The 22,203-nt window shown below is 61.7% G+C and carries 25 protein-coding genes and 1 tRNA gene; 9 read left to right on the forward strand and 17 right to left on the reverse strand.

What is annotated here, in order from left to right:
* Positions 1 to 13: 13 nt before the first annotated feature.
* Entirely contained in the window at positions 14 to 2,068 is a 2,055-nt protein-coding gene (locus MK745_RS06570) for a 3-hydroxyacyl-CoA dehydrogenase NAD-binding domain-containing protein (protein WP_243612486.1), read from the forward strand.
* An 80-nt stretch (positions 2,069 to 2,148) separates the two neighbouring features.
* On the opposite strand, the gene MK745_RS06575 is transcribed toward MK745_RS06570, so the two are convergent.
* The 5 genes from MK745_RS06575 to MK745_RS06595 form a co-directional block, all read right to left on the reverse strand.
* Complete coding sequence (locus MK745_RS06575; RefSeq protein WP_243612487.1) at positions 2,149 to 3,435, reverse strand: TRAP transporter large permease; 1,287 nt, start codon at positions 3,433 to 3,435, stop codon at positions 2,149 to 2,151.
* Entirely contained in the window at positions 3,432 to 3,965 is a 534-nt protein-coding gene (locus tag MK745_RS06580; RefSeq protein WP_243612488.1) for a TRAP transporter small permease, read from the reverse strand. Before MK745_RS06580 ends, MK745_RS06575 begins: the two co-directional genes overlap by 4 nt.
* Positions 3,966 to 4,211: 246 nt before the next feature.
* Complete coding sequence (locus MK745_RS06585) at positions 4,212 to 5,246, reverse strand: TRAP transporter substrate-binding protein (RefSeq protein ID WP_243612489.1); 1,035 nt, start codon at positions 5,244 to 5,246, stop codon at positions 4,212 to 4,214.
* Between the two features lie 324 nt (positions 5,247 to 5,570).
* Positions 5,571 to 5,647 (reverse strand) — tRNA-Arg (locus MK745_RS06590).
* 113 nt (positions 5,648 to 5,760) lie between these two features.
* Entirely contained in the window at positions 5,761 to 6,072 is a 312-nt protein-coding gene (locus MK745_RS06595; protein ID WP_243612490.1) for an ETC complex I subunit, read from the reverse strand.
* A gap of 442 nt (positions 6,073 to 6,514) precedes the next feature.
* On the opposite strand from MK745_RS06595, the gene uvrB reads away from it, so the two are divergent.
* From uvrB to MK745_RS06610, 3 genes are all read left to right on the forward strand, one after another.
* Positions 6,515 to 8,701, forward strand: coding sequence for an excinuclease ABC subunit UvrB (gene uvrB / locus MK745_RS06600; protein ID WP_243612491.1), 2,187 nt, complete (start codon positions 6,515 to 6,517; stop codon positions 8,699 to 8,701).
* Complete coding sequence (locus MK745_RS06605; RefSeq protein WP_243612492.1) at positions 8,701 to 9,270, forward strand: hypothetical protein; 570 nt, start codon at positions 8,701 to 8,703, stop codon at positions 9,268 to 9,270. Before uvrB ends, MK745_RS06605 begins: the two co-directional genes overlap by 1 nt.
* Positions 9,271 to 9,582: 312 nt before the next feature.
* The gene (locus tag MK745_RS06610) at positions 9,583 to 10,071 is read left to right on the forward strand and encodes a HugZ family protein (protein WP_243612493.1); all 489 of its coding nucleotides are present in this window, start codon (positions 9,583 to 9,585) and stop codon (positions 10,069 to 10,071) included.
* A 9-nt stretch (positions 10,072 to 10,080) separates the two neighbouring features.
* Here MK745_RS06610 and MK745_RS06615 read toward each other — a convergent pair whose 3' ends face one another.
* From MK745_RS06615 to MK745_RS06630, 4 genes are all read right to left on the reverse strand, one after another.
* Positions 10,081 to 10,896, reverse strand: a complete 816-nt coding sequence (locus MK745_RS06615) for a sugar phosphate isomerase/epimerase family protein (protein ID WP_243612494.1) — start codon at positions 10,894 to 10,896, stop codon at positions 10,081 to 10,083.
* A 167-nt stretch (positions 10,897 to 11,063) separates the two neighbouring features.
* Positions 11,064 to 11,645: a rhodanese-like domain-containing protein gene (locus MK745_RS06620; RefSeq protein ID WP_317275224.1), complete on the reverse strand. Its 582-nt coding sequence runs from the start codon at positions 11,643 to 11,645 to the stop codon at positions 11,064 to 11,066.
* A gap of 123 nt (positions 11,646 to 11,768) precedes the next feature.
* Positions 11,769 to 12,176, reverse strand: a complete 408-nt coding sequence (locus MK745_RS06625; RefSeq protein WP_243612495.1) for a universal stress protein — start codon at positions 12,174 to 12,176, stop codon at positions 11,769 to 11,771.
* A gap of 110 nt (positions 12,177 to 12,286) precedes the next feature.
* Positions 12,287 to 12,607, reverse strand: a complete 321-nt coding sequence (locus MK745_RS06630) for an antibiotic biosynthesis monooxygenase family protein (RefSeq protein WP_243612496.1) — start codon at positions 12,605 to 12,607, stop codon at positions 12,287 to 12,289.
* 103 nt (positions 12,608 to 12,710) lie between these two features.
* Here MK745_RS06630 and MK745_RS06635 point away from each other — a divergent pair, with 103 nt between their 5' ends.
* The 3 genes from MK745_RS06635 to MK745_RS06645 all read left to right on the forward strand — a co-directional run bounded on the left by MK745_RS06635 (position 12,711) and on the right by MK745_RS06645 (position 14,871).
* Entirely contained in the window at positions 12,711 to 13,379 is a 669-nt protein-coding gene (locus MK745_RS06635) for a hypothetical protein (protein WP_243612497.1), read from the forward strand.
* Between the two features lie 101 nt (positions 13,380 to 13,480).
* Complete coding sequence (locus MK745_RS06640; RefSeq protein WP_243612498.1) at positions 13,481 to 13,801, forward strand: hypothetical protein; 321 nt, start codon at positions 13,481 to 13,483, stop codon at positions 13,799 to 13,801.
* Positions 13,802 to 13,905: 104 nt separating this feature from the next.
* Positions 13,906 to 14,871, forward strand: a complete 966-nt coding sequence (locus MK745_RS06645) for a LysR family transcriptional regulator (RefSeq protein WP_243612499.1) — start codon at positions 13,906 to 13,908, stop codon at positions 14,869 to 14,871.
* Between the two features lie 3 nt (positions 14,872 to 14,874).
* Here the strand turns inward: MK745_RS06645 and MK745_RS06650 are convergent, their stop codons facing one another.
* Positions 14,875 to 15,306 (reverse strand): low molecular weight protein-tyrosine-phosphatase, encoded by a 432-nt coding sequence (locus MK745_RS06650; protein WP_243612500.1) that lies wholly within the window; start codon positions 15,304 to 15,306, stop codon positions 14,875 to 14,877.
* Positions 15,303 to 15,998 carry a 2-dehydro-3-deoxygalactonokinase gene (locus MK745_RS06655; RefSeq protein WP_243612501.1) on the reverse strand — a complete coding sequence of 232 codons (696 nt, stop codon included), beginning with the start codon at positions 15,996 to 15,998 and terminating at the stop codon, positions 15,303 to 15,305. Before MK745_RS06655 ends, MK745_RS06650 begins: the two co-directional genes overlap by 4 nt.
* 120 nt (positions 15,999 to 16,118) lie before the next feature.
* Between MK745_RS06655 and MK745_RS06660 the strand changes: the two genes are divergently transcribed.
* Positions 16,119 to 16,817, forward strand: coding sequence for an NAD-dependent deacylase (locus MK745_RS06660; RefSeq protein ID WP_243612502.1), 699 nt, complete (start codon positions 16,119 to 16,121; stop codon positions 16,815 to 16,817).
* Here MK745_RS06660 and ubiM read toward each other — a convergent pair.
* From ubiM to meaB, 6 genes are all read right to left on the reverse strand, one after another.
* Positions 16,814 to 18,013: a 5-demethoxyubiquinol-8 5-hydroxylase UbiM gene (gene ubiM / locus MK745_RS06665; RefSeq protein WP_243612503.1), complete on the reverse strand. Its 1,200-nt coding sequence runs from the start codon at positions 18,011 to 18,013 to the stop codon at positions 16,814 to 16,816. The two genes, MK745_RS06660 and ubiM, sit on opposite strands and share 4 nt — an antisense overlap.
* Before the next feature lie 121 nt (positions 18,014 to 18,134).
* Positions 18,135 to 18,629, reverse strand: coding sequence for a copper chaperone PCu(A)C (locus MK745_RS06670; protein ID WP_243612504.1), 495 nt, complete (start codon positions 18,627 to 18,629; stop codon positions 18,135 to 18,137).
* Positions 18,630 to 18,682: 53 nt separating this feature from the next.
* Entirely contained in the window at positions 18,683 to 19,039 is a 357-nt protein-coding gene (locus MK745_RS06675) for a hypothetical protein (RefSeq protein ID WP_243612505.1), read from the reverse strand.
* Positions 19,040 to 19,158: 119 nt separating this feature from the next.
* Positions 19,159 to 19,449: a 50S ribosomal protein L28 gene (gene rpmB, locus MK745_RS06680; protein ID WP_243612506.1), complete on the reverse strand. Its 291-nt coding sequence runs from the start codon at positions 19,447 to 19,449 to the stop codon at positions 19,159 to 19,161.
* 161 nt (positions 19,450 to 19,610) lie between these two features.
* Positions 19,611 to 20,420: an alpha/beta hydrolase gene (locus MK745_RS06685; protein WP_243612507.1), complete on the reverse strand. Its 810-nt coding sequence runs from the start codon at positions 20,418 to 20,420 to the stop codon at positions 19,611 to 19,613.
* Complete coding sequence (meaB, locus tag MK745_RS06690; protein WP_243612508.1) at positions 20,417 to 21,394, reverse strand: methylmalonyl Co-A mutase-associated GTPase MeaB; 978 nt, start codon at positions 21,392 to 21,394, stop codon at positions 20,417 to 20,419. Before meaB ends, MK745_RS06685 begins: the two co-directional genes overlap by 4 nt.
* A gap of 69 nt (positions 21,395 to 21,463) precedes the next feature.
* On the opposite strand from meaB, the gene MK745_RS06695 reads away from it, so the two are divergent.
* On the forward strand, positions 21,464 to 22,195 hold the full coding sequence (locus MK745_RS06695; RefSeq protein WP_243612509.1) for a DUF3108 domain-containing protein: 732 nt from the start codon (positions 21,464 to 21,466) through the stop codon (positions 22,193 to 22,195).
* The last annotated feature ends 8 nt before the right edge of the window (positions 22,196 to 22,203 follow it).

The following is a 22,203-nucleotide window of genomic DNA, read 5'->3' on the forward strand; positions in this document are numbered from 1 at the left end:
GGGATCCAAGCTGATGACAGACCTGATTTCAACACACACACACGGCGCGCTTGGCATCATCCGCATGACACGCGGACCGGTCAATGCGCTTGGGCACGCACTGCGCGTGGCCATCTCGCAGGCCCATCGCACCTTCGAAAGCGACCCCGCGATTGCCGCCATCGTCCTGACGGGCCAAGGTCGCTTTTTCTCGGCTGGCGCCGACATTACCGAATTCGATTCCGGACGCCGCGCACCGTTCCTGACCGACCTCATTGCCCAACTCGAAGCGAGCACAAAACCGGTCATCGCGCTGGTCAACGGCATCGCCTATGGCGGCGGCTTTGAACTGGCACTGGGCTGTCACGGTCTCGCCGCCCTGTCCGATGCCAAGGTCGCCTTCCCGGAGATTACCCTTGGCAATATCCCCGGCGCGGGCGGCACTCAGAAACTGCCCCGGTTGATCGGCGGCCCCGCCGCGCTCGACATCATCCTGAGTGGCAAACCCATTTCCGCCAAACGCGCCCATGATCTTGGGATTGCGCAAAGCATCGACGGCACCGAAGCCGAAGCACTGACGCGGATCGAGGCGGATTTGGCCGACGGCCCGCCACAACGCCTGCCCCGCGATCTCACAGTCGAGGGAAGCCCCGAGGACCTGTCCGAAGTCGCTGCGCCCTATCTGCGCCGCGCCCGTGGCGCCCCGGCCCCTGCCAAGGCGCTCGAAGGCGTGCAAATGGCCTATGACACCCCGCTCGACGCGGGGCTGGCCTGGGAAAGAGAGACCTTCACCGCGCTCAATACCTCGCCAGAAGCCAAGGCCCTGCGCCACGTCTTCTTTGCCGAACGCGAGGCCCGCAAAATCGAAGATGTCCCGCCCCAAACGCCCAAGCGCGCGCTGGCAAGCGCCGGGGTGATCGGTGCGGGCACGATGGGCGCCGGCATCGCCAAATGCCTTGCCGATGCCGGACTTTCGGTAACGGTCATCGAACAAGAACAAGACCGCCTCGATCAAGGCCTTGCCCGCATTCGCGCGATCTACGACGAAGCCCAGAGCAAGGGCCGCCTCTCCAAGGCCGACGCCGAAGCACGCCTCGCGCGCATCTCCGGCAGCACCTCGATGGACGCGCTTTGCGAGGCCGACATTGTGGTCGAAGCCGTGTTCGAAGCGATGGATATCAAACGCAGCGTTTTTGCCGCGCTCGACAAGATCTGCAAACCGGGCGCGATCCTCGCCACCAACACCTCGACGCTCGACGTCAACGAGATCGCCGCAGCCACATCCCGCCCCGAGGACGTGATCGGCCTACATTTCTTTAGCCCTGCACATATCATGAAGCTGCTCGAGGTGGTGCGCGCCGACAAGACCGCACCCGATGTGATTGCCACGGCCATGGCCTTGGGGCCGCGTCTCGGCAAGGTGCCGGTTCTGGTTGGGGTTTGTGACGGCTTTGCCGGCAATCGCATGTTCATCAATTTCAACCGCGAGGCACAGATCCTGATTGAGGAAGGCGCCCTGCCTTGGCAGATCGACGCCGTGCTGTCGGATTGGGGCCTCGCCATGGGGCCACTGGCCGTGATGGACCTTGCAGGCCTCGACGTGGGCTATCGCATCCGCCAGGCCCGCGGCCCGCAAAGCCCCTACCCGTTCACCACCGCCGACCGTCTGGCCGAAGCCGGGCATCTCGGACAGAAGACGGGGCGCGGCTGGTATCTCTATCCGGACGGGGCCCGGCGCGGCCAGCCCGACCCAGAGGTCGAGACGCTTATCAAGGCGGTGTCCCAAGAGAAAGGCATCACCCGGCGCGAAATTTCCGATGAAGAGATCCTGCACCGCTGCCTCTGGCAACTGGTCAACACGGGCTACCAGATCATCGAAGAGGGCATTGCCCAGCGGCCCAGCGATCTCGATGTGATATTCGTCAACGGCTATGGCTTCCCCAAGACGCGCGGCGGGCCGATGTTCTTTGCCGAGCAAACGGGTCTGGCCCGTGTTGCCGCTGACGTGCGTCGCTTCCACGCTGAGATCGGAGCGCACTGGACGCCTTCGGCGCTGCTCTTGGAACAGGCAGAGACAGCCGACGCCTAAGGGCCTAAGACCCCTCTCCCCCAAAGCCAACGGCCACCGCATCGCGGTGGCCGTTTTCGTTTCAGTGGTCGTTTCCCGGCTCAGGCGTAGCCAAAGAGCTTTGGGAAATACATCGTGAAGAACGGCACGTATGTGATCAACAACAGCACCACGATCTCGGCGGCGATAAACGGCAGGATCGCCCAACTGAGCCGCGCAAGACTGACGTTCGACACCCCGCAGGCCGCGAACAACACCAACCCGAATGGCGGCGACGCAAGACCGATGGTCAGGTTCATACAGGTGATAAGACCAAAGTGGATCGGATCGACCCCATATTGATACGCGATCGGCGCCAAGAGCGGCCCCAGAACGATGATCGCAAACCCCATGTCGAGGAACATCCCAATGATCAGGAACAGCACATTGACCAGCATCAGGAAGACGAACTTGTTCTCGGTGATGGACACGAACACAAGCGTGACGTGCTCGACGAGGTTGTAGTAGCTCACCAGCCAGCTAAAGCTCTTGGCACAGGCGAGAAGGAACATGATCATCGCCGTCGCTTTCACCGTATGCGCCAAGATCGGCACGATATCCGAAAGCTTCAGGCTACGATAAAAGATGAAGCCGATGGCAAGCCCATACATCACCGCGACCGCCGAGGCCTGGGTCGGGCTGAAGAAACCACCAAGGATCCCGCCCATGATCAGCGCCGGCAGCATCAGCGCCGGAATACCATGCAGCACTGCGATCAGCAGGCGGATGACGCCGACGAACGGTGCCCGCTCACCAAAGCCTTTGCGCACAGCGATGATATAGGCCGTCACCATCAGCGCCAACGCGACAAGAATCCCCGGCAGCATGCCCCCAAGGAAAAGGCCCGCGATCGAGACGTTCATCACCGACGCATAAAGGAGCATCGGAATACTCGGCGGAATGATCGGCCCGATCACCGAACTCGAGGCGGTCACCGCGGCGCTATACTCTTCGCTATAGCCGTTCTCCTTCATGGACGGGATCATGATCCCCCCCACCGCAACCGTATCAGACACGGCCGAGCCGGTGATCCCGGCAAAGAACATGCTGGCCACGATATTGGTGTGCGCAAGCCCGCCCCGGATCCAGCCCACAAGCGACGACGCCAAGGTCATGAGCTTGTTGGTGATCCCCGCGCGGTTCATGATCTCCCCAGCCATGATGAAGAAGGGGATCGCAAGCAGAAGCAGGTTCTCCGTGCTGGTGAACATGCGCTGCGGGATCTGTGTGAACAGGCGCGGGTCGCCGATGTCGATATAGACAAAGATCGTCATCAACACGAGGCAGAAGGCAATCGGCACCCCCAAGAGGAGCATCGGGACAAAGCTTCCAAAAATGATTCCGATCATTGATCAACTCCGGCGGTAGGCATTTCATCTGAGGTGGATTCGGTGGGCTCACGCGGGTCGGGAAGCGTCGCACCGATACTGAACAGCCCCAACAGCACACCGCCGACAGGAACCGAAAGATAGTAGTAGAACAGGTTGATATCGAGATAGAGCGAGGTCTGATACTTGCCGACAAACAAGGCCATCTTGACCCCATAGTAGACCATGACCCAGACAATGATCAGCGCCAGGACAAGATACCCGATACGCATGAGCAACTGGAGCCTGGGGCCGAGCACGGAATAGACCATATCGACACCGATATGCCCCCCGTGCCGCGCGACAACGCCCGCGCCAACAAAGACCGCCCAGGCAAACAATAGGTTGTTGACCTCTTCGATCCAGACCAATGAATTCCCGACAACCTGATCGACGATGATGCCATTTGCCGTGTTGAGAAACAGCAAGGCGGTCAGCATCATCGCCAGCGCCATGGCAGCTTTTTCAAGCCAGTCGAGAAAGGTCTGATATCCGGAGAGAAGCTTGTTCATTCGACATACTCCTTACCCGTCGTGACATGATGCCGGAGGCTCCCGGCGCCCCGAAGCTAGGTTTCGGAACAGGTCTGATCACGCGGGATTGTGTGCAGGTGCCCGGAGACCGGTCATCCCGGCCGATACGGCCGCGATATCCGATCTGCGGGGGTATGAACGGGAGGTTGCCACCCGGGATGCGCGCCCGTCAACAAGCGCGTCCCCCCCGGCAGCAACCTTACGTTCGGTCCCGGAGTGGTGGCCTTACTCCATTTCGGCGGCTTTCGCCGCAGCCATGACCTTCTCGACCCATGCTTCGCCGTCATCGCCGATCTTACGAACGATCGTATCGATATAGGGCTGCTGACCGAGAGAACGGAATTCCTCGATCTCTGCATCGGTCGGGTAGTAGAAGGTCGCGCCTTCGGCCTCCATGGCCGACTTCACAACCAGGCCACTCAGCATCGACTGCGCGTTGCCGACCCGGCTGCACACATCGCCTGCCTGTAGGATCAGCGTCTGGTTCTTCGGCGAAAGCGACTGGAAGAACTCTTCGTTGATCAGGATCGGGTGCAGGTTGTAGCTGTGCCGCGTGACGGTGACATGCGGGTTCACTTCATAGAGCTTCTTGGAATACATCGAGTAGAGCTCGGTGTCGTGCCCTTCAGCCATGCCCGACTGCAACGAGGTATAAAGCTCGCTCCAGGTAATCGTCACCGTGTTGGCGCCCCAGGCGCGGAACATGGCAAGCAGACCGGGGTTCTCCGGAACGCGCATCTTCATGCCGTCGAGATCGGCCACGCTGTGCACGGGCTTCTCGGCATAGATGTTGCGGAAGCCTGCGCCTTCCGGCCATGCCAGAACCCGCAGACCGGTTTTCTTGAGAAAGCTGTCGGCAAGCTCGTCACCAAGCGGCCCTTCCATCACCTTCCACGCGGTCAGGCTATCGCGAAACACATACGGAATCTGCGTGACACTGATCTCGGGCGCGAACGGCACCATGATCGAGGTATAGGCCCCCACCATCTGGATCACACCGGTCTGGGCCGATTCGATCATCGTGCGGGCGTTGCCAAGGGCTCCGTCCGGGTGCACCTCAAGCTCGATCTCGCCTTCAGAGGCGACCTCGAGATAATTTTTCATCGCCGAAACGCATGCCGTCCGCCCCGAACCGGGCAGGCGCACATCACCTTCCGAGCTATGCCCCAGCTTGATGACAATGGGTTCAGCGACAGCTGCGCCGGTCATCGACCCAACGGCCACCGACATCCCCAAAGCGAATGCTGCAAGTTTGTTCATTATGTTTCCTCCCTGTTCCGATTTTACTCGTCCAATTGAGCCAAGGCGTCCTCGCGCCGGATCTGGCGTTTCCCTGCAGCCCGGAACTTCAGCTACTTTTGGAACACTATTTCAAAAAAAATTTCTTGTCGACATTTTTTCTGCCCACCCCCGATTGAGGCCACCCGAACACCCCCTCGCGCCATCGCAACAAACCCTGAAAAGCAAGCCTCCTCAAAAGCTTCGCCCTACGCCACACAGCCTATGCAGCCAACGATGCCAACATGATGACGGCCGGCCCAAGCCATCTCGCAAGCGCCTAAGACAAATGTCTTTTGATGAAACTGGCGATCCCTGAAGGACTCGAACCCTCAACCTGCTGATTAGAAGTCAGCTGCTCTATCCAGTTGAGCTAAGGGACCGCTTGGCCCTTTCCTAGATCAACCTTTCCGCTTTGCCCAGAGGGTTTCTTGACCTGTGCAGGCACCCTTTAATGAAAAGGCCCGCGCGGTGGCGGGCCGTATCTTTGCGCGGGTCAGTGGGTCCAGGGACCGCGTCGATTGGTGGCGAAATTGTCACCATAGCCGCCGGGACGGATGTTGGGTTTGCGCTTGTGCGGCTCGACGACCTGTACCTCGATGCCGTTCTCGCGGGCATAGTCGAGCGCGGCCTCTTTGGTATCAAAACGCATCTTGACCTGTGTCTGCATATCGCCTGACGCGGTCCACCCCATGAGAGGATCAAGCTCGCGGGCTTCGGACGGTCCATATTCCAGAACCCAATGATGGGTCTTGGCGGTGCCCGACGTCATGGCGTTGCGGGCAGGCTGATAGATGCGTGCGATCATTTCCGACTCCTTCAGACCCCTGCTTTATCGGGAATTTGGCCTCGGCGGGCAAGCGTGGAATTGGTCGCATGCCATGAAAAAAGCGCGCAATCGCCGGAAGCTATCGGGGGAGGAAGTATGCAAGCAGCCTTGGATGCCGACCGACCCGCGGGGAGCGAGGGGTGTGAGTGCGGGCTAGTGACAACCAAGTCTGCTGCTTGCAATCACGATCTTATAGAGACCGGGACTTTGTTGACAAGACAAATAGTTAGAAAAGTTGCACCAGACAGGGGCGTATGTTTATGAAAATTTCAAGATCGGCCAGAACATCTAACCAATTTGAAAACTTACGTCGCGGAAACCGACGCGTTCAACCCATTTTGCGACCTCACCGACAAGGCCCCATTCAGGACTTGCACAAGAACAAAAAGGGATCACATTAGGGACAACCGGAGGATCAGCGATGCCCTATGCCCATTCCGACAAATCTTTGCCCATGATGCAGGACCTGCCCACGCGCGAAAAACTCGAGGGCGGCAAGACCTTTGTCATGCACACAGACTTTGCCCCGGCGGGCGATCAGCCGACGGCGATCGTCGAGTTGTCGGACGCCATCAAGGACGGGGAGCGCAATCAAGTGCTTCTCGGCGCGACGGGGACGGGCAAGACATTCACCATGGCCAAGGTCATCGAAGAGACCCAGCGCCCCGCCATCATCCTCGCCCCGAACAAGACCCTCGCGGCCCAGCTTTATGGCGAGATGAAAGGGTTTTTCCCCGAGAACTCGGTCGAGTATTTCGTCTCTTTCTACGACTACTACCAACCCGAGGCCTACGTGCCGCGCAGCGATACCTATATCGAGAAGGAATCGCAGATCAACGAACAGATCGACCGCATGCGCCACTCGGCGACACGCGCCCTTCTCGAACGCGATGACGTCATCATCGTGGCCTCGGTCTCCTGCATCTACGGCATTGGCTCGGTCGAAACCTACTCGGCGATGACCCAAGATCTCGAGGTCGGCAAGGAATACGACCAACGCGCCGTCATGGCCGAACTCGTGGCGCAACAATACCGTCGCAACGATCAGGCGTTCCAACGTGGCTCTTTCCGGGTCCGCGGCGACAGCCTCGAGATATTCCCCGCCCACCTCGAAGACCGCGCCTGGAAGCTTTCCTTCTTCGGAGAAGAGTTGGAGGCGATCACCGAGTTTGACCCCCTGACCGGCGAACGCACCGGCACGATGGAGAAAATCCGCGTCTACGCCAATTCGCACTACGTGACGCCGAAACCGACGCTGAAACAGGCGGTCATCTCGATCAAGGAGGAACTCCGCCAACGCCTCGACATCCTCACCGGCGAAGGCAAACTCCTCGAGGCCCAGCGCCTTGAGCAGCGCACCAATTTCGACATCGAGATGCTCGAGGCAACGGGCCATTGCAACGGCATCGAGAACTATTCCCGCTACCTCACCGGCCGCGCCCCCGGCGAGCCACCGCCAACGCTTTTCGAATTCATCCCCGACAACGCCATCGTTTTCGCCGATGAATCCCACGTCTCCGTGCCGCAGATCGGCGGCATGTATCGCGGCGACCACCGACGCAAGTTCACGCTGGCGGAGCACGGCTTCCGCCTGCCCTCCTGCATGGACAACCGCCCCCTCAAATTCGAGGAATGGGACGCCATGCGCCCGCAGAGCGTCTTCGTCTCGGCCACCCCCGCGGCATGGGAGCTTGAACAATCCGGCGGCGTTTTCACCGAACAGGTCATCCGCCCCACCGGCCTCCTCGACCCCGAGGTCGAGATTCGCCCCGTCGAGACACAGGTCGACGATCTCCTCGACGAAATCCGCCACGTGACCGCGCAGGGCTTCCGCACCCTTGTCACCACGCTGACCAAGCGCATGGCCGAAGACCTGACGGAATACCTGCATGAACAGGGCATCAAAGTCCGATACATGCATTCCGACATCGACACGCTCGAACGCATCGAGATTCTCCGCGACCTGCGCCTCGGCGCCTTCGACGTGCTGATCGGCATCAACCTGTTGCGCGAGGGTCTCGACATTCCCGAATGTGGCCTCGTGGCGATCCTCGACGCCGACAAGGAAGGCTTCCTGCGTTCTGAGACCTCGCTCATCCAGACCATTGGCCGCGCCGCCCGCAACGCCGAAGGCCGCGTCATCATGTATGCCGACCGCATCACCGGCTCGATGGACCGCGCGCTCAATGAAACCAACCGCCGCCGCGCCCGCCAGATCGCCTATAACGAGGAACACGGCATCACGCCCGCGACGGTCAAAAAGAACGTCGAGGACGTCATGGCCGGCCTCTACCAAGGCGACGTGGACATGAACCGCGTCACGGCTCAGGTCGACAAACCCCTGCACGGCGCCAATCTCGAAGCCCATCTCGACGGCCTGCGCGCCGACATGCGCAAGGCCGCCGAGAACCTCGAGTTCGAAGAAGCCGCCCGCCTGCGCGACGAGGTCAAACGGCTTGAGGCGGTGGACCTCGTGGTCGCCGACGACCCGCTGGCACGGCAGAGCGCGGTGGAAGCCGCCAGCGACGCGGCGACCAAGGCGCGCGGCCGCTCAACGGCTGGTAAGCCGGGGCAGCGCGGGGGAAATGTGAAGAGGCGGGGGCGGTAGTGGATAACTTCGAAGCCTTGATAAGGCTCTTGCTCGAGGAAGAAGGGTATTGGACACGCCAATCACACAAGGTTTGTCTACCAAAAACCGTCAAGAAGCGCCTCGGCAAGCCCTCTATGCCTCGACCGGAGATCGACCTTCTCGCATTCAAGCCTGCAACCAACACCGTCATCCTATTGGAGGTCAAATCATATTTGGACTCACCCGGAGTAAAACTAGCTAGTCTCGAAAGTAACTTCGAAACCCCAACCGGACGCTACAAGCTCTTCACTTGTGAACAATACTCCAGCGCGGTTGTCGACCAACTCCGCATTGAGCTTACAGAGAAGGGCTTGGCCAACGAGAAGACCACCTTCAAGCTTGGGCTTGCTGCGGGCAATATCTACAAGAACCAAGACAAAGAGATGAAAGAGCTCTTCCTACGAAGAGGTTGGGAACTCTGGACACCTGACGCAATTTGGATGCGAACAAAGAAGCTATCGAGTCTCGGATATGCCAATGACCCCTTTGTGCTTGCAGCCAAAGTGCTCGTAAGGGGGAACCAACGCAACAATGGCGATAGCGCGTAGCTCCATAAATGCGGTTTGTCTCTGAGTTGTTCTAGGCGCGATAGAAAACAGTAGGGCGGGTTTCAGCCCGCCAACACCGCCGGACCAAAGCCCGACCTACCCCCTCCAACCCACCCAAAGCGCCCGATCCCGAGGGTGGGCGCAATCGCGCCCGCCCTGGGGGGCGGGTCGAGCGCGATGCATGATGCTGTGCATCATGCGTTCTTGTGGGTAGGACACCACAGCCCCTTGCCTTCCCGCACATTCCCCGCCACTTTCGCCAAAGGCACGCCACTAGGCTCACCCATTCCCGACACCACAAGGAAAAGAGCCATGCCCGAGAAAGATCCGTTCCAGCCCCTCGACGCCGACTCCCGCGCCCTTGCGCGGCAATTGATCGACACCGCCACCTCCGGCGCACTGGCGACGACCAACCCGGAAACCGGCGCACCCAATGTCACGCGCATCGCCATCGGCACCGACACAGACGGCACGCCCGTAACGCTGATCTCCGGCCTTGCCTCGCATACGCCCGCGCTGCGCGCCGATCCGCGCTGTGCGCTGATGCTGGGCGAGCCGCCCGCCAAGGGCGATCCCCTCGCCTTTCCGCGCCTCATGCTCGACTGTCGCGCGGCCTTCATCGAGCGCACCGACCCCGCCTTCGCCCCCTTGCGCGATCATTTCCTCGCCCAGCGCCCGAAGTCGAAACTCTATATCGACCTGCCCGATTTCGCCTTTGCCCGGCTCGAAATCGACCGCGCGACGCTCAACGGCGGTTTTGGCAAGGCCTTCCGCCTCGCCGCCGACGACCTCTCCGCCTGACACACCGCCCTACTGCGCGAGCCCCAATGCTTCCAAATGGGCGACACTCTCCTCCACCCGGTCAAAATCGTTGATCTCGACAATCAAGTGCGGCGCCGCATGACACCCCTCGAGCGCCTTGAACACCCCGTGCCACGGGATATTCCCCGCCCCGAGGTGCCAATGCCGGTCGGCATAGCCATCCGTGTCCTGCAAATGCACATGGCCAAGCATTTCGCCCGCGTGGCTGATATACCGATCCACCGCCGGCGCGCCACAGATCGTATGCGCCCAATGCGCGTGGCCCGTATCGACAGAGAGCCGCAGCGCCGCGCTATCGGCGGCCTCGATGACGGCCATACGGTCGGCCGGATCGGTGTCCTTGATGTTCTCCATGACCATCACGACGCCTAAATCCTCGGCCCGCGCAATCGCCGGGCCAAGTGTTTCGAGGATCGCATTGATCCGCTTGTCCCGCCCCTTCGGTCCGTTGTCGAGGTTGTCACGATCCCACGGATCATAGGGCGAATGGATGACCATCTGCCCGGCGCCGAGCTTTTCGCAGACATCCAAAGCCTGTTCCATCCGGGCTTGCACAATGGCCCGCACCTCACGGTCCCCGGTGTGCAGCTCAAACCCCGAGAACGGCCCGTGAATGCCAAGCCGCCCGTCCCATCCGTCGAGCGCGTTCTTGGCAAGGTCGATGAACGGGTCCGGGTTGCGTAGAATGTCCGCCATGCAGAATTCCGGCAGTTCCAGATCGCGATCCTTCTCAAAGAGCCAGTCCCGATGCTTTGGCAGATCCAGCACCGTCAACTGTGCTCCGACCACAGGCAGTTCGCTCATCTTAACCCTCCTGAAACCTCTCTAACCGCAATTGCCACAAGAGTTGCACCGACGCGATACCGACGCAATACCGACGTGATACCGACAAGGGATTTCCCGGCTTTCAGGCAAAGAAAAACCCACCGCACGCAGCCCGCGCCCGGTGGGTGAAAAACGGCTGAAACGCCTTATTTTGTGACCGTCAGGCCCAACATCCGCCAGCCCGTCATACCCGCACGATAGTAATAGATCTTCTCTGCCGGATACCCCGCCTCAATCATCCGCCGCGCCGCCGTAGGCGACTGCCCACACCACGGCCCGTTACAGTAAAGCGCGACCCTCTTGGCGTCATCACAGATGAACCCGTCAAAGTCGATTTCACAGCCCAGTTCGTCAAGCCGATCCGCCGCCTGAGTATAGGGGATGTTGATCGCCCCCGGGATCGCGCCGCCGTCAAAGTTCGATTTGACCCGGCCATCCACGACGATGACCTCGGGATCCTGAAGAAATTCAAGCATTTCCAACTCGCCAATCGGCGTCACACCCGGCGCCGGGATCATCGGCTGAATACAGAAATTCGGGCAGGGCCGCGAGGTCTTGGCCCAGTCCCCCTCGATCTTGTTCTCGGTGTCCTGAATACGTTCAATCGTCACCGGGCCGGTGGCCGTTTCGATCTCGACCGAGGCGAGGTCGGGTCGGATATTGACCTCCTGCGCCAAGGCTGGCACCGCCATCAAAAGGGCTGCGCACGCTGCCATCATCGTTTTCATGGTCTCTCCTCCTAAACTAGCACCCTCCCCCAAGTTTGTCCGGCAAACGAGGAACACATGCAAGCTTCAATACCTGAGGCCGCCCAATTGGACGGCCTCATCGCAAATCAACGAACGCGCGGCTTAGCGCACCACATGCACCGCGCATTTGGCATGACGCACAAGCTGCGTCGCCGTGCTGCCAAGAAGCAGGTCCTGCATCCCCGGACGGTGCGACGCGACCACGATCAGGCCCGGCTTGTGCTCATCCGCCCAATCGAGAATCGTGCGCCCCGAATGACCATCGACCACAACGCATTCGGCGTTGGAAATACCGGTCGCCATACCCTCAAGCGACTTGATGATCGTCTTCTTGGCATCCTCGTGAAACCCTTCCGGGATGTAGTTCACCGCATAGCTCGGCACCTGCTCCATCACGTGCAAAAGGGTAATCTTGCCGCCTTCCGTGCCAAGCTTGGATGCGACCTCAAGGGCCGTTTCCGGGTGGCGATCGCCGTCGAAAGAGACGGGAACGAGAATATGTTCATACATGTTGAATCTCCTGTTTCCTGTCAGCAGTTTAGAGCCAAGCACCGGGCCGCACATTGATGCAGGTCACGCTTTTCCTCGGCGCCGATCACGCCCGATCCGTGCCCCGCGCGTCAGTTGAACGCCGCCACCACGTCATACATGACCGGCTCGAAACTACGGCAAAGCTGGTTGATCTGCCGATTGCGTTCGCGCATCTCATCGCTGCGCAGCATGGCCTGGAAATCCTCGCGCCGCTCCCATTGCGAGTAGTTCGCGATCCGTGTCTGCGCGTCGTTGACATGAAGCCCCGCCGCGATGAATCCCGGCTGTTTCGAGATGAAACTCTCATAGGCATCGGTCAACGCGTCGAGCAGGTCCTGACAGGTGCCCGGCGTCATCTCGAAAGTGGTGATGACCGTCTGGTACGTGGCGTCCTTGCTGATCTTGGGCATGGTGTCCTCCTTTGGCTGCCTGCCGGGATCATCGGCAGAATGGCGAGACTGCGCGTTAACTGAAAGTAAACCATCCCGGCTCATTCCTTGCAAAGAGGTTAATATGATCCGCTGGTTTTTCCTTCTCGTCCTGTGCGCTGGACCTGCCTTCTCCGGCCCTTGGCTGCGGGACAAGGGCACGGCGTTTACATCGACCACAGTCGAGATTTCCCCGGCCGATCCGGCGCGCAGCGCGCCCTTTCCTCCGCCCTACCCCATAGATGCCTATACCGCGGTCTATGGCGAATACGGCCTGACCCCTCGCCTGACGCTCGGCTTCGATGGCGGTTCGGACACTTATGGCAACGGCACCGGACTGCTCTTCCTGCGCTTTCCCCTCCGCGAAGGGAGAACCGCCCGCATGGCGGGCGAGATTGCGCTCGGCGCACACTGGAGCCTCACCGAACTGACCCCCCTGCTCCGCCCCGGTGCGTCTTGGGGGCGTGGCCTGACGCTCTTTGACAAACCCGGCTGGGCTGCACTCGACGCGACCGTGCTGATCCCCGGCGATGGCGGCCGCATGGTGCCAAAGCTGGATGCGACGCTCGGCCTCGATACTGGCGAGCGCATGAAAGTCATGCTTGGCCTCACCGTCGAACGCCCCGCCCCGACGCTCTCGGCCTCCGTTGCCTTTCGCGCTTGGGACAAGGTGCACCTGACCGTCGGGATCAAGATACGTGGCGACAGGTCGCGGCCCGATTGCCTGACGCTGGGCTTCTGGCAGACCTTCTGATCCGTCAGCCGCGAATTGATCTCTCCTGCGGCCTCAGGCATACTCTCGACAAGTGCACCGTGAAAACACGGGCACCGACATATCGAGTTCGAGGCCGAGTCATGAAACATGTTCTGGTTGCCCTGATGCTGGCTGCCATCACCGTTCCCGCCGTTCCGACCCCCGCCGATGCGGGCACGCTCCGGCGCGCCTGCCTGAAATCGGACCGAAGCGCCGCCAGCCGCCGGATGTGCCGCTGTATGCAACAGGTGGCCGACCGTGCTTTGCCACGTGGCGACCAACGCCTCGCTGCGTCCTTCTTCGACGACCCACACCGCGCTCAGGAAATCCGCCAATCGGATCGCCTGAGCCACGAACGGTTCTGGAAGCGCTACAAGGAATTCAGCGCCACATTCGCCGCCTCCTGCGGGCACCTGAACTGATGCCGTGCACGGCCCGGCATTCACTTTCTTGAAATCCAGCCCCAGAAACCTTGACCTGAGCCGCTTCTGAATTCACAAATCCGGAAACTTCCGGAGGTTCAGACATGATCTCGAAAGGCGTGACCCTGCGGGGTCTCGAGGTATTCGAGGCTCTCGCCCGAAGCGGCTCCGTTGCGCAGGCGGCAAGCGAAACCGGTCTCTCGCAACCTGCGGTCAGCCAGCAAATCCGCAACCTCGAAGCCGCGCTTGACACGGCGTTGGTCGATCATGGCAAACGCCCCATGCGCCTGACGGCTGCCGGGCGTAGCTTCCTTTCCCGCACCAATCGCGTCCTCTCCGAGCTCCGCCTCGCGCAATCGGAACTGACGGTGATGGACCTGTCGCATCTGACCTCGCTCTCGCTCGGCATGATCGACGATTTCGATAATGATCTGACGCCGCGCCTCGCGACGGTTCTGGCCGAGAGCCTGACCAACTGTCGCTTTCGTCTCATCACCGCACCAAGCCACGAGATCAGCAAGGCTATGACGGAACGCCACTTGCATCTTGGCGTTGCCGCAAGCACCGGAGAGATGCTCGCAGGGGTGACGGAATACCCGCTGGTGCGCGATCCGTTCATCATTGTCGCCCCGCGCGGACAGTTTCCCGGCGGCGCGCCCTCCATCGACGCGCTCTCGCAATTGCCCTTTCTACGCTACGAACGCGCCCAACTCATAAGCCGCACCATCGACGCGCAATTCACCCGCCTTGGCCTCGAGTTTCCCGAGCGTTTCGAAATCGGAAGCCACCTTGCCCTCATGGCCATGGTTGCGCGCGGTATTGGCTGGGCTGTGACGACGCCGCTTGGCTACATGCGCGCGGTGCGGTTCCATGACGAAGTCGAGGCCTGCCCCCTGCCCTTCGCCCCGTTCAGTCGCACCATCTCGCTTTTCGCGAGCGCCGACTGGGCCGACCGCGTGCCGCGCGACGTTCATGCGATCCTGCGCCGCCTCCTACAGGAACAGGTGATCGCGCCAACGCTGACCAAGCTACCTTGGCTTGCCGACGACCTGCACCTGACCAACTCCTAGGCCTTAAAGCGTCGCCATCAACCCGCGCGCGCATGCCTCAACAAGGTCGAGTGCCGCATCGAAATCGCGGGTATAGTAGGGGTCTGGCACTTCGCTCATACCCCGCTCCGGGGCGTAATCCGTAAAGAGCCGCACAGGCGTCGCGTTCCCCGCCGGGCGCAACCGCTCCATGTTGGCGATATTGCTCGCATCCATGCCGATGATGAGGTCGAAGCGATCAAAATCCTCGGCGGAGAACTGACGCGCACGCAGATCGGACAAGTCATAGCCCCGCGCCTTCGCCGCTGCCTGCATCGCGCCATAGGGAGGCTCGCCGACATGCCAATCGCTCGTGCCAGCGCTATCGGTCTCCACGTCCTGCGCCATCTCACGAAAGACGCCCTCCGCTGTGGGCGAGCGACAGATATTGCCAAGGCAAACGAACAGGATTTTCATGAAACGCCTCCCCGCGCGCGCACCGCCGCCTCTAGCCCGGCAAGAAGCATGTCCGTGTCGTCCTCGCGCCGCACCGGCACGCCCTGCGCCGCAAGCGCGCCCTGAAGCGCCTCTGCCGCGCGGCCCTCTCCGATCAAGACCACCTCCTGACCAAGCCAATAGACCCGCGCCGCCGCAAGCTCCGCCCCAAGAAGCGCCCCCCAAAGCGTTCCGGCGTCACCTGCCCGCGCGATATAGGCCGCAAGGCGCTCAGGCCGTGCCATCGCATCGTCAAGCGCCCGGCGCATCACCGCATCGTCCCAAGCCTCGTCGACCTCCATCGCGGCGGCAAGCTGGCCTGTGACAAAACGCTGAAAACTGATCACCTCGCCCGCGCTCACATGTGCCCAGACCGTCGCTTCACCGGCGACACAGATGACACCGTCCCAATTCGGATTGGCGCTCGCATAGCCTGCGATCCGCGCCTCTGCGCCGCCACTGAACTGCCCGTCCCAAGCAAGCGGCGGGAAAAGCCAGCCACCACCGACACCCGCCTCCAACTCTGGCACCGCCTTGCACGGTAGCGTGCGCGGTGTGCCGCCCCCGCCAAGCAACACAATCGGGGCCTTGCCGCCATCCGTGGGTTGGCGCGCGGGCATATCCCACATCCGCGCCATGCGCCCGATCTTCTCTGCCGCTATCCATGTCGCCATCGCACCTGTCTCCCCTGTTTCCCCCCGGTATCCCCGAAGCGTCCGCCCAAGGTCAACTCCCCCTTGCCGCCTCGCGCACATCACGCCATCCTGACCACGACCTAAGCAGGAGTGCGACACATGAGCCGCGACAAGATCGTGATCCTGACCGGCGCCGGGATTTCCGCCGAAAGCGGCCTTGGCACATTTCGCGACGAGGGCGGCCTCTGGGCACAGCACCGGATCGAGGATGTCGCCACCCCCGAAGGGTTTCACCGCGACCCCGATCTCGTGCATGGCTTCTACAACGCCCGGCGCGCCCATGCCGCCAAGGCATCGCCCAACGCTGCACACACGGCGCTTGCCCGGCTCGAGGCCGAACATCCCGGAGACGTTCTCATTGTGACGCAGAATGTCGATGCGCTGCATGAAAAGGCAGGCTCCAAAAACGTGCTGCATATGCATGGCACGCTTGCAGGTGCGCTTTGCGGCCGATGCGATCACCGCTGGCCCGCGCCGCCCGAAATGCACAAGGACGATCTTTGCCCCGCCTGCGGCAGTGCCGCGACACGGCCTGACGTGGTGTGGTTCGGCGAGATGCCCTATCACATGGATGATATCTGGACCCATCTGGCACAGGCCGACACTTTCGTCGCCATCGGCACCTCGGGCGAGGTCTACCCGGCGGCGGCTTTCGTGCAAGAGGCCGCGATGGGCGGCGCGCATACGATCGAGCTGAACCTCGAACCGTCCACCCGCGTCTCGGATTTCGCCGAAACCTGTTTCGGCCCGGCAACCCGCATCGTCCCCGATTGGGTGACACAAGAGCTGTCGCGCTAGCTGCGCACATGCCCCTCGATTTCGGTGAGCTTGTTGAGAATCCGGTTATGCACCGGCTTCACAACCGTCCCAAGCCGCAACGCCGCCCCCCGTAGAAGGCGCGCAGGCGGGCGATCATCGGTAAAGAGCCGCACAAGTGCATTGGTCCCATGATAGAGCGGCAAGACAGTGCGTCGATGCGCTGCCTCATAGCGTTTCAAGGCGCGGGCATCGCCCGCATCCCCGCCCCGCTCCAACGCTTTTCTGATCTCCGCCGCCAAGAGGCTCGCCCCCGAAAGTCCGAGGTTATAGCCATGCGCCGTCACCGGGTGCATCCCGACTGCCGCATCGCCGACAAGTGCGAACCGATGCCCCACGAAGCGCCGCGCCAGCACCGCGACAAGCGGATAAGGGTGGCGCGGGCTCGAAAGATGCATCGCCCCGAGCCGCCCCTCGAACCGCGCCGCGACATCAGCGGCAAAACCCGCGTCGCTCATCGCCATGACCTGCTCGGCCCGATCCGCCGGAAGCGTGACCACCACAGACGAGACATTCCCCGCCATCGGCAGGATCGCGAGCGTCTGATCATAGTGGAAACACTCAAACGCCGTATCGTCATGCGGCAACTCATGGGTCATCTCGCAGACAATCACGACCCGCCCGAAATCGCGCGAATCCGCCGCCAGCCCCATCTTGCGCCGCACACCCGAAAACCGGCTATCCGCCGCAATGAGGAGCCTGCCCTGCAAACGCCGCCCATCGGCAAGCCCGACACGCGCGCCGCCCGCATCCGTCGCCACGCTCTCGACCTCGGCCTCGCAGATCAGGCTTACATCCGGATCATCCTTGATGACCTCATAGGCCGTGCGCCGAATCTCGTGGTTCTGGACGATGCGGCCAAGGTAATCCGCGCCCGCTTTGCGTGCGTCAAAGTTCAACGCAAAGGCCGACGTGCCGTTCAACACCTTTGCATCCCGGATCGTCCCAATGCGCCCCTCGTCAAGGCGCGCCCACATGCCATAGTCGCGCATCAAAGCCTCGGAAGTATGGGTGAGCGCGATATCGCGCCCGTCTTCCGGTGGGTTGGCGAGAACGCTTTCAGAGAGCTTCTCGACAATCGCAATCTGCTGGCCGCTGCCCTGCATAGCGCGCGCAAAACCAAGCCCCGCCGGACCGGCCCCAACCACAACGATGTCGAAATTACTCTGCTCGGCCATGATGACCTCCCTCAATGCTCGCCGCACCATAGGCGGCAGAGGGCGGCGCGTTGTTGACTTGTGTCAACTCGAGACGCGCGGGTTGGCCAAGGCCCCCATCGGAGCCTTGGCCGGGACGGGTTTAGTCGTCCATTTTCATCTCGCCATGGTTCATATGACCCATACCGTGCATCGGCTTACGCTCGAGATCGACCGGGATTTCGACAGCGACCTCGCCCGCCTTTTCAAAGACGAGGGTGACATTGACCACGTCGCCATGCTCAAGACCTTTGTTGAGGCCCATGAACATCACATGATCGCCACCGCGCGCCAGCGCATGTTCACCGCCTGCGGGAATGGCAAAACCTTCCGGCACGTGCAGCATCTGCATGACGCCCTCGGCGTTTTCCTTGTGGGTGTGCAGCTCGACAACCTGCGACACGTCCGAACGCGCGTCGATAAGCTGATCCGCCTCGTCGCCGGTGTTCTCGATGACCATGAAGGCCGCGCCGGATTTCGACATCTTGGTCGCGACGCGCGCATAGGGGTCTTTAACCGTGATGATGCTCTCGGCGAGTGCGGGGGCGGCAAAGGCGATGGTGGCCACGGCGGCCGCGGCGAAGGATTTGAAGGACATCTCGTCTCTCCTGAAACTGTCTTTGGAATTGGGGGTGGGTCGGAATGCGCCCTTTAAAGGACGCGGTTCTCCGGTGGCCCGCGCGCGACCGTGCTCACAGGTCGAATCACGCGCAAGCTGCGCTCCTGTGGCACGACGATCTTTTCCCCACGCCCTTCCACGGCATGCAGAACCACATCCGGCACCGCCACGGCATTCAGCAGGGACAGGCTGAACTCCGGACAGATATGCGCCGGCCCCGTGGGGTTGCCTTCGGCATCCACCGGCATCATGACCGGCCCGGACGCCCCGGTGCATAGCTCCATCTCGCCCACGGGCATCGCCATGCCACGGGCAATCGCCATGCTGTGCCCGGTGAGGACAAGCACGGAGACGAGCAGAATCGCGATGGACTGGCGCAGTCGGTTCATGGCGCAACTATAGGCATTGCCACGCCGGAATGTGAAGCGGCGAAACGAAGCGGCAAAAACGGAAAAACCCCACCTGCAAAACAGGCGGGGCGTTCCAAATCTTTCGCGGTCAGGCGATATCAGGCGTTTGCGGCCTGTGCCTTGGCGATCTCTTTCTTCACCTTCAGCGCGTTTGCCGAAAGCTCGGTGTCCTTCGCCTTGGCGAGGAACTTGTCGAGACCACCGCGGTGATCCACGGTGCGCAGGGCCGACGCCGAGATGCGCAGCTTGACGCCACGACCAAGGGTTTCCGACTGCAGCGTCACGTCGTTCAGGTTCGGGAGGAAACGACGCTTGGTTTTGTTGTTGGCGTGGCTGACATTGTTGCCAGTCATCGGGCCTTTTCCGGTCAGTTCGCAACGGCGCGACATGGGTTCATCCTCGTTTTACGGTCCACGGGGAATCGGCCCCCGTCAAAGCAATAAGGCGCCGCCAAGGGCAGCGCCCGGAAATTTGTCTGGCGTCATTAGGCGCTAATCTCGGTGCCGTCAAGTGATTCAGCACAAGGAAATGTCCCGCGCGGTCGAAACTTCTATGTCTTGGCCGCAGCCGCCTCTCGCGCGGCCTGTTGCCCCCGTGCCGCCTGTGCAAGAGCGGCTCGCCCGCGCGCCTCGGCGGTTTCGGCCAGGTGGCGCCAATAGGTTGCCGACTCGCGCCGCCCAGCCCGATGCAGGCCGATGATCTCGCTCGGATCGACCTGTCCGCGCAACAAAAGCCCCTGCACCCGGCCAAACCCGCCGCTTTCGCCAAGAACCCGCGTCGCCGGATGACCGCCACAGCCAAGCCGACACAAGGCGAGCTTGGGAAACGCCTCCTGGATCAGTCCCGCATTGTAGATATCGAGCGGGCGGAACGGATCGGCAAGGATGACCCCTTTCATGCCGCGCTTGGCCCGCCGCGCCACATCTCCGAGCGCCGCATCGAATCCAACGGCGCTATCGCGATACCGGCGGTCCCGCGGGACAACCTCTGGTGCGATCGAGAATTGAGGCGAGATCAGAATGGCATGCTGAAGTCCAAGCGCCTTGGAAAACCGCAGCACCCCGTACCCCCCCATCGAGAACCCCGTGCCCACCACTCGGCGATAGGGCGCCACGATCTCGCGCAACCGCGCCTCGAAGGCGTCGGTCTCTTGGTTGATGTACCAATCATTGCACCGCGCTTGCAGGTGTAGATGGGCGTAGTTTTTCTTTACGAACCTCTGCACCGGACGGCTTTCGCTGAAGGCGCCATCCGGCGTGACCCGTTGACGAAACGTCACGATGAGCTTGGGCGCCTCTGCATTGAAAAGGCACGCCCGAAGGCGTTCCCCGTCAAAAAGGATACGCCCCTCTGCCGTCATCCGCCGAGATGCTCTTCCAGCATCCGTTGCGCGGCAAGGCTCGGTGTCGTCTCGCCGTCCTCGACCTCGAGCGCGAGCGCTGCCATCGCTTCGCGTGCCGGGGATTGGCGCAGCTTTGCAAGAAGCCCCTGCCGCACCTCTTCTTCGAACCAATAGCGTGCCTGCGCCGCACGCCGCGCGTCCCAATGGCCGTTGTCGCGCCGCCAATCGACAAGCGTTGTCATCTCGCCCCATGCGGTCTCAAGCCCGTCCTCCTGAAGCGCCGAAACCGTCATCGCCTTGGGGAACCCTTCCGGGTCTTGCGGGCGTTTGCGCAAGAGGCGAAGCGCGCCGGCATAGTCCGCACAGGTCCGCATCGCCGTCGCCTTGAGATCGCCATCGGCCTTGTTGACGAGGATGATATCGGCCATCTCCATGATGCCGCGTTTGACGCCCTGCAACTCATCCCCACCTGCCGGAGCAAGAAGGAGCATGAACAGGTCCGACATTTCCGCGACCACGGTTTCCGACTGCCCGACACCCACGGTCTCGATCAAGATGACATCGAACCCCGCCGCCTCGCAAAGTGCCACCGCCTCACGCGTGCGCCGCGCCACACCGCCAAGATGCGATTGGCTCGGCGAGGGACGGATAAAGGCGTTGGGGTTGCGCGAAAGCTGTTCCATCCGGGTCTTGTCGCCAAGGATCGATCCGCCCGAGCGTGCCGAAGAAGGGTCGACCGCGAGCACCGCAACGCGCAGCCCTTTTTCCGTGAGCATCATGCCGAAGCTCTCGATGAAGGTCGACTTGCCGACGCCCGGGGTCCCCGAAAGGCCGATCCGAAGCGCCTGTTTCCCCGAGCCGCGCAACGCTTCAAGTAGCTCGCTCGCCTGTGCCCGGTGATCCGCGCGCCCGCTTTCCACAAGGGTGATCGCCCGCGCAAGCGCCCGGCGGTCCTGCTTCAATATCCTGTCACGCATCTGTGTGATATCCATAGCGCCTCTCACCCTCCAGCGCCTCGCAAAGCGCAGCGCGAATTCGTTCGTTGTTTTCAAGGAAGCTTCATGCCTTGTGCGCCCGCTCAATGTCCACCCCGACATGCACCCCTGCGCCGATTTTGCGCCCTTCTGGCGTTTCTCTTGGCGCCTCTACCGGGCCACGCGGAACAGCTCTGGTTTGTTGAAACCCTTGGCCTCAAGGTTGGCGAGTTCCGTCTCGCCGTCACCGAAACGGAAACACGCTATGCCGGGCGCGCGGTTTTCCGAACGACCGGGCTCGCCGATCTTCTGGCCGGTGTCCGTGTCGATCTTTCCACGACCGGCATCCGTGGGAACACCCACCCGCGCCCGCACATCTACCAAGGCGACATTCATACCGGCCGCCGACAGGCCCGTGCTGAGGTCGACTTCTCGACGACCCCGCCCCGCGTCCTGCAAAGCCTGGCGCCCCCGGCAAGCCCGATCACGCCGGCAGCTCTTGCCGAGACGATTGATCCTCTGACCCTTCTCTGGCTGACACTGCGCGATCAAAAAACCGTTCCCTGCCCCCCGCAACGCCGACATTTCGACGGCACCCGCGTCGCCTCAGTCGATTTTCCCCGCCAAACCCGCACGGACCGGACCATAACCTGCCATGGCACATACCGCCGCCTCTTTGGCTATTCCGCTGAAGAACTCTCCGAACGCCAAAGCGCACCGCTGAGTGTCACCTATCAGCGCAACGGCCTCTTCTGGCGCGCCACCCGGCTGACCCTGAAGGCCCGCCACGGACGCGCAACCCTGATCCGGCAGGACTAGACGCGCCG

The sequence above is a fragment of the Shimia aestuarii genome, from assembly GCF_022814865.1.
Classification (GTDB): Bacteria; Pseudomonadota; Alphaproteobacteria; order Rhodobacterales; family Rhodobacteraceae; genus Shimia; species Shimia aestuarii_A.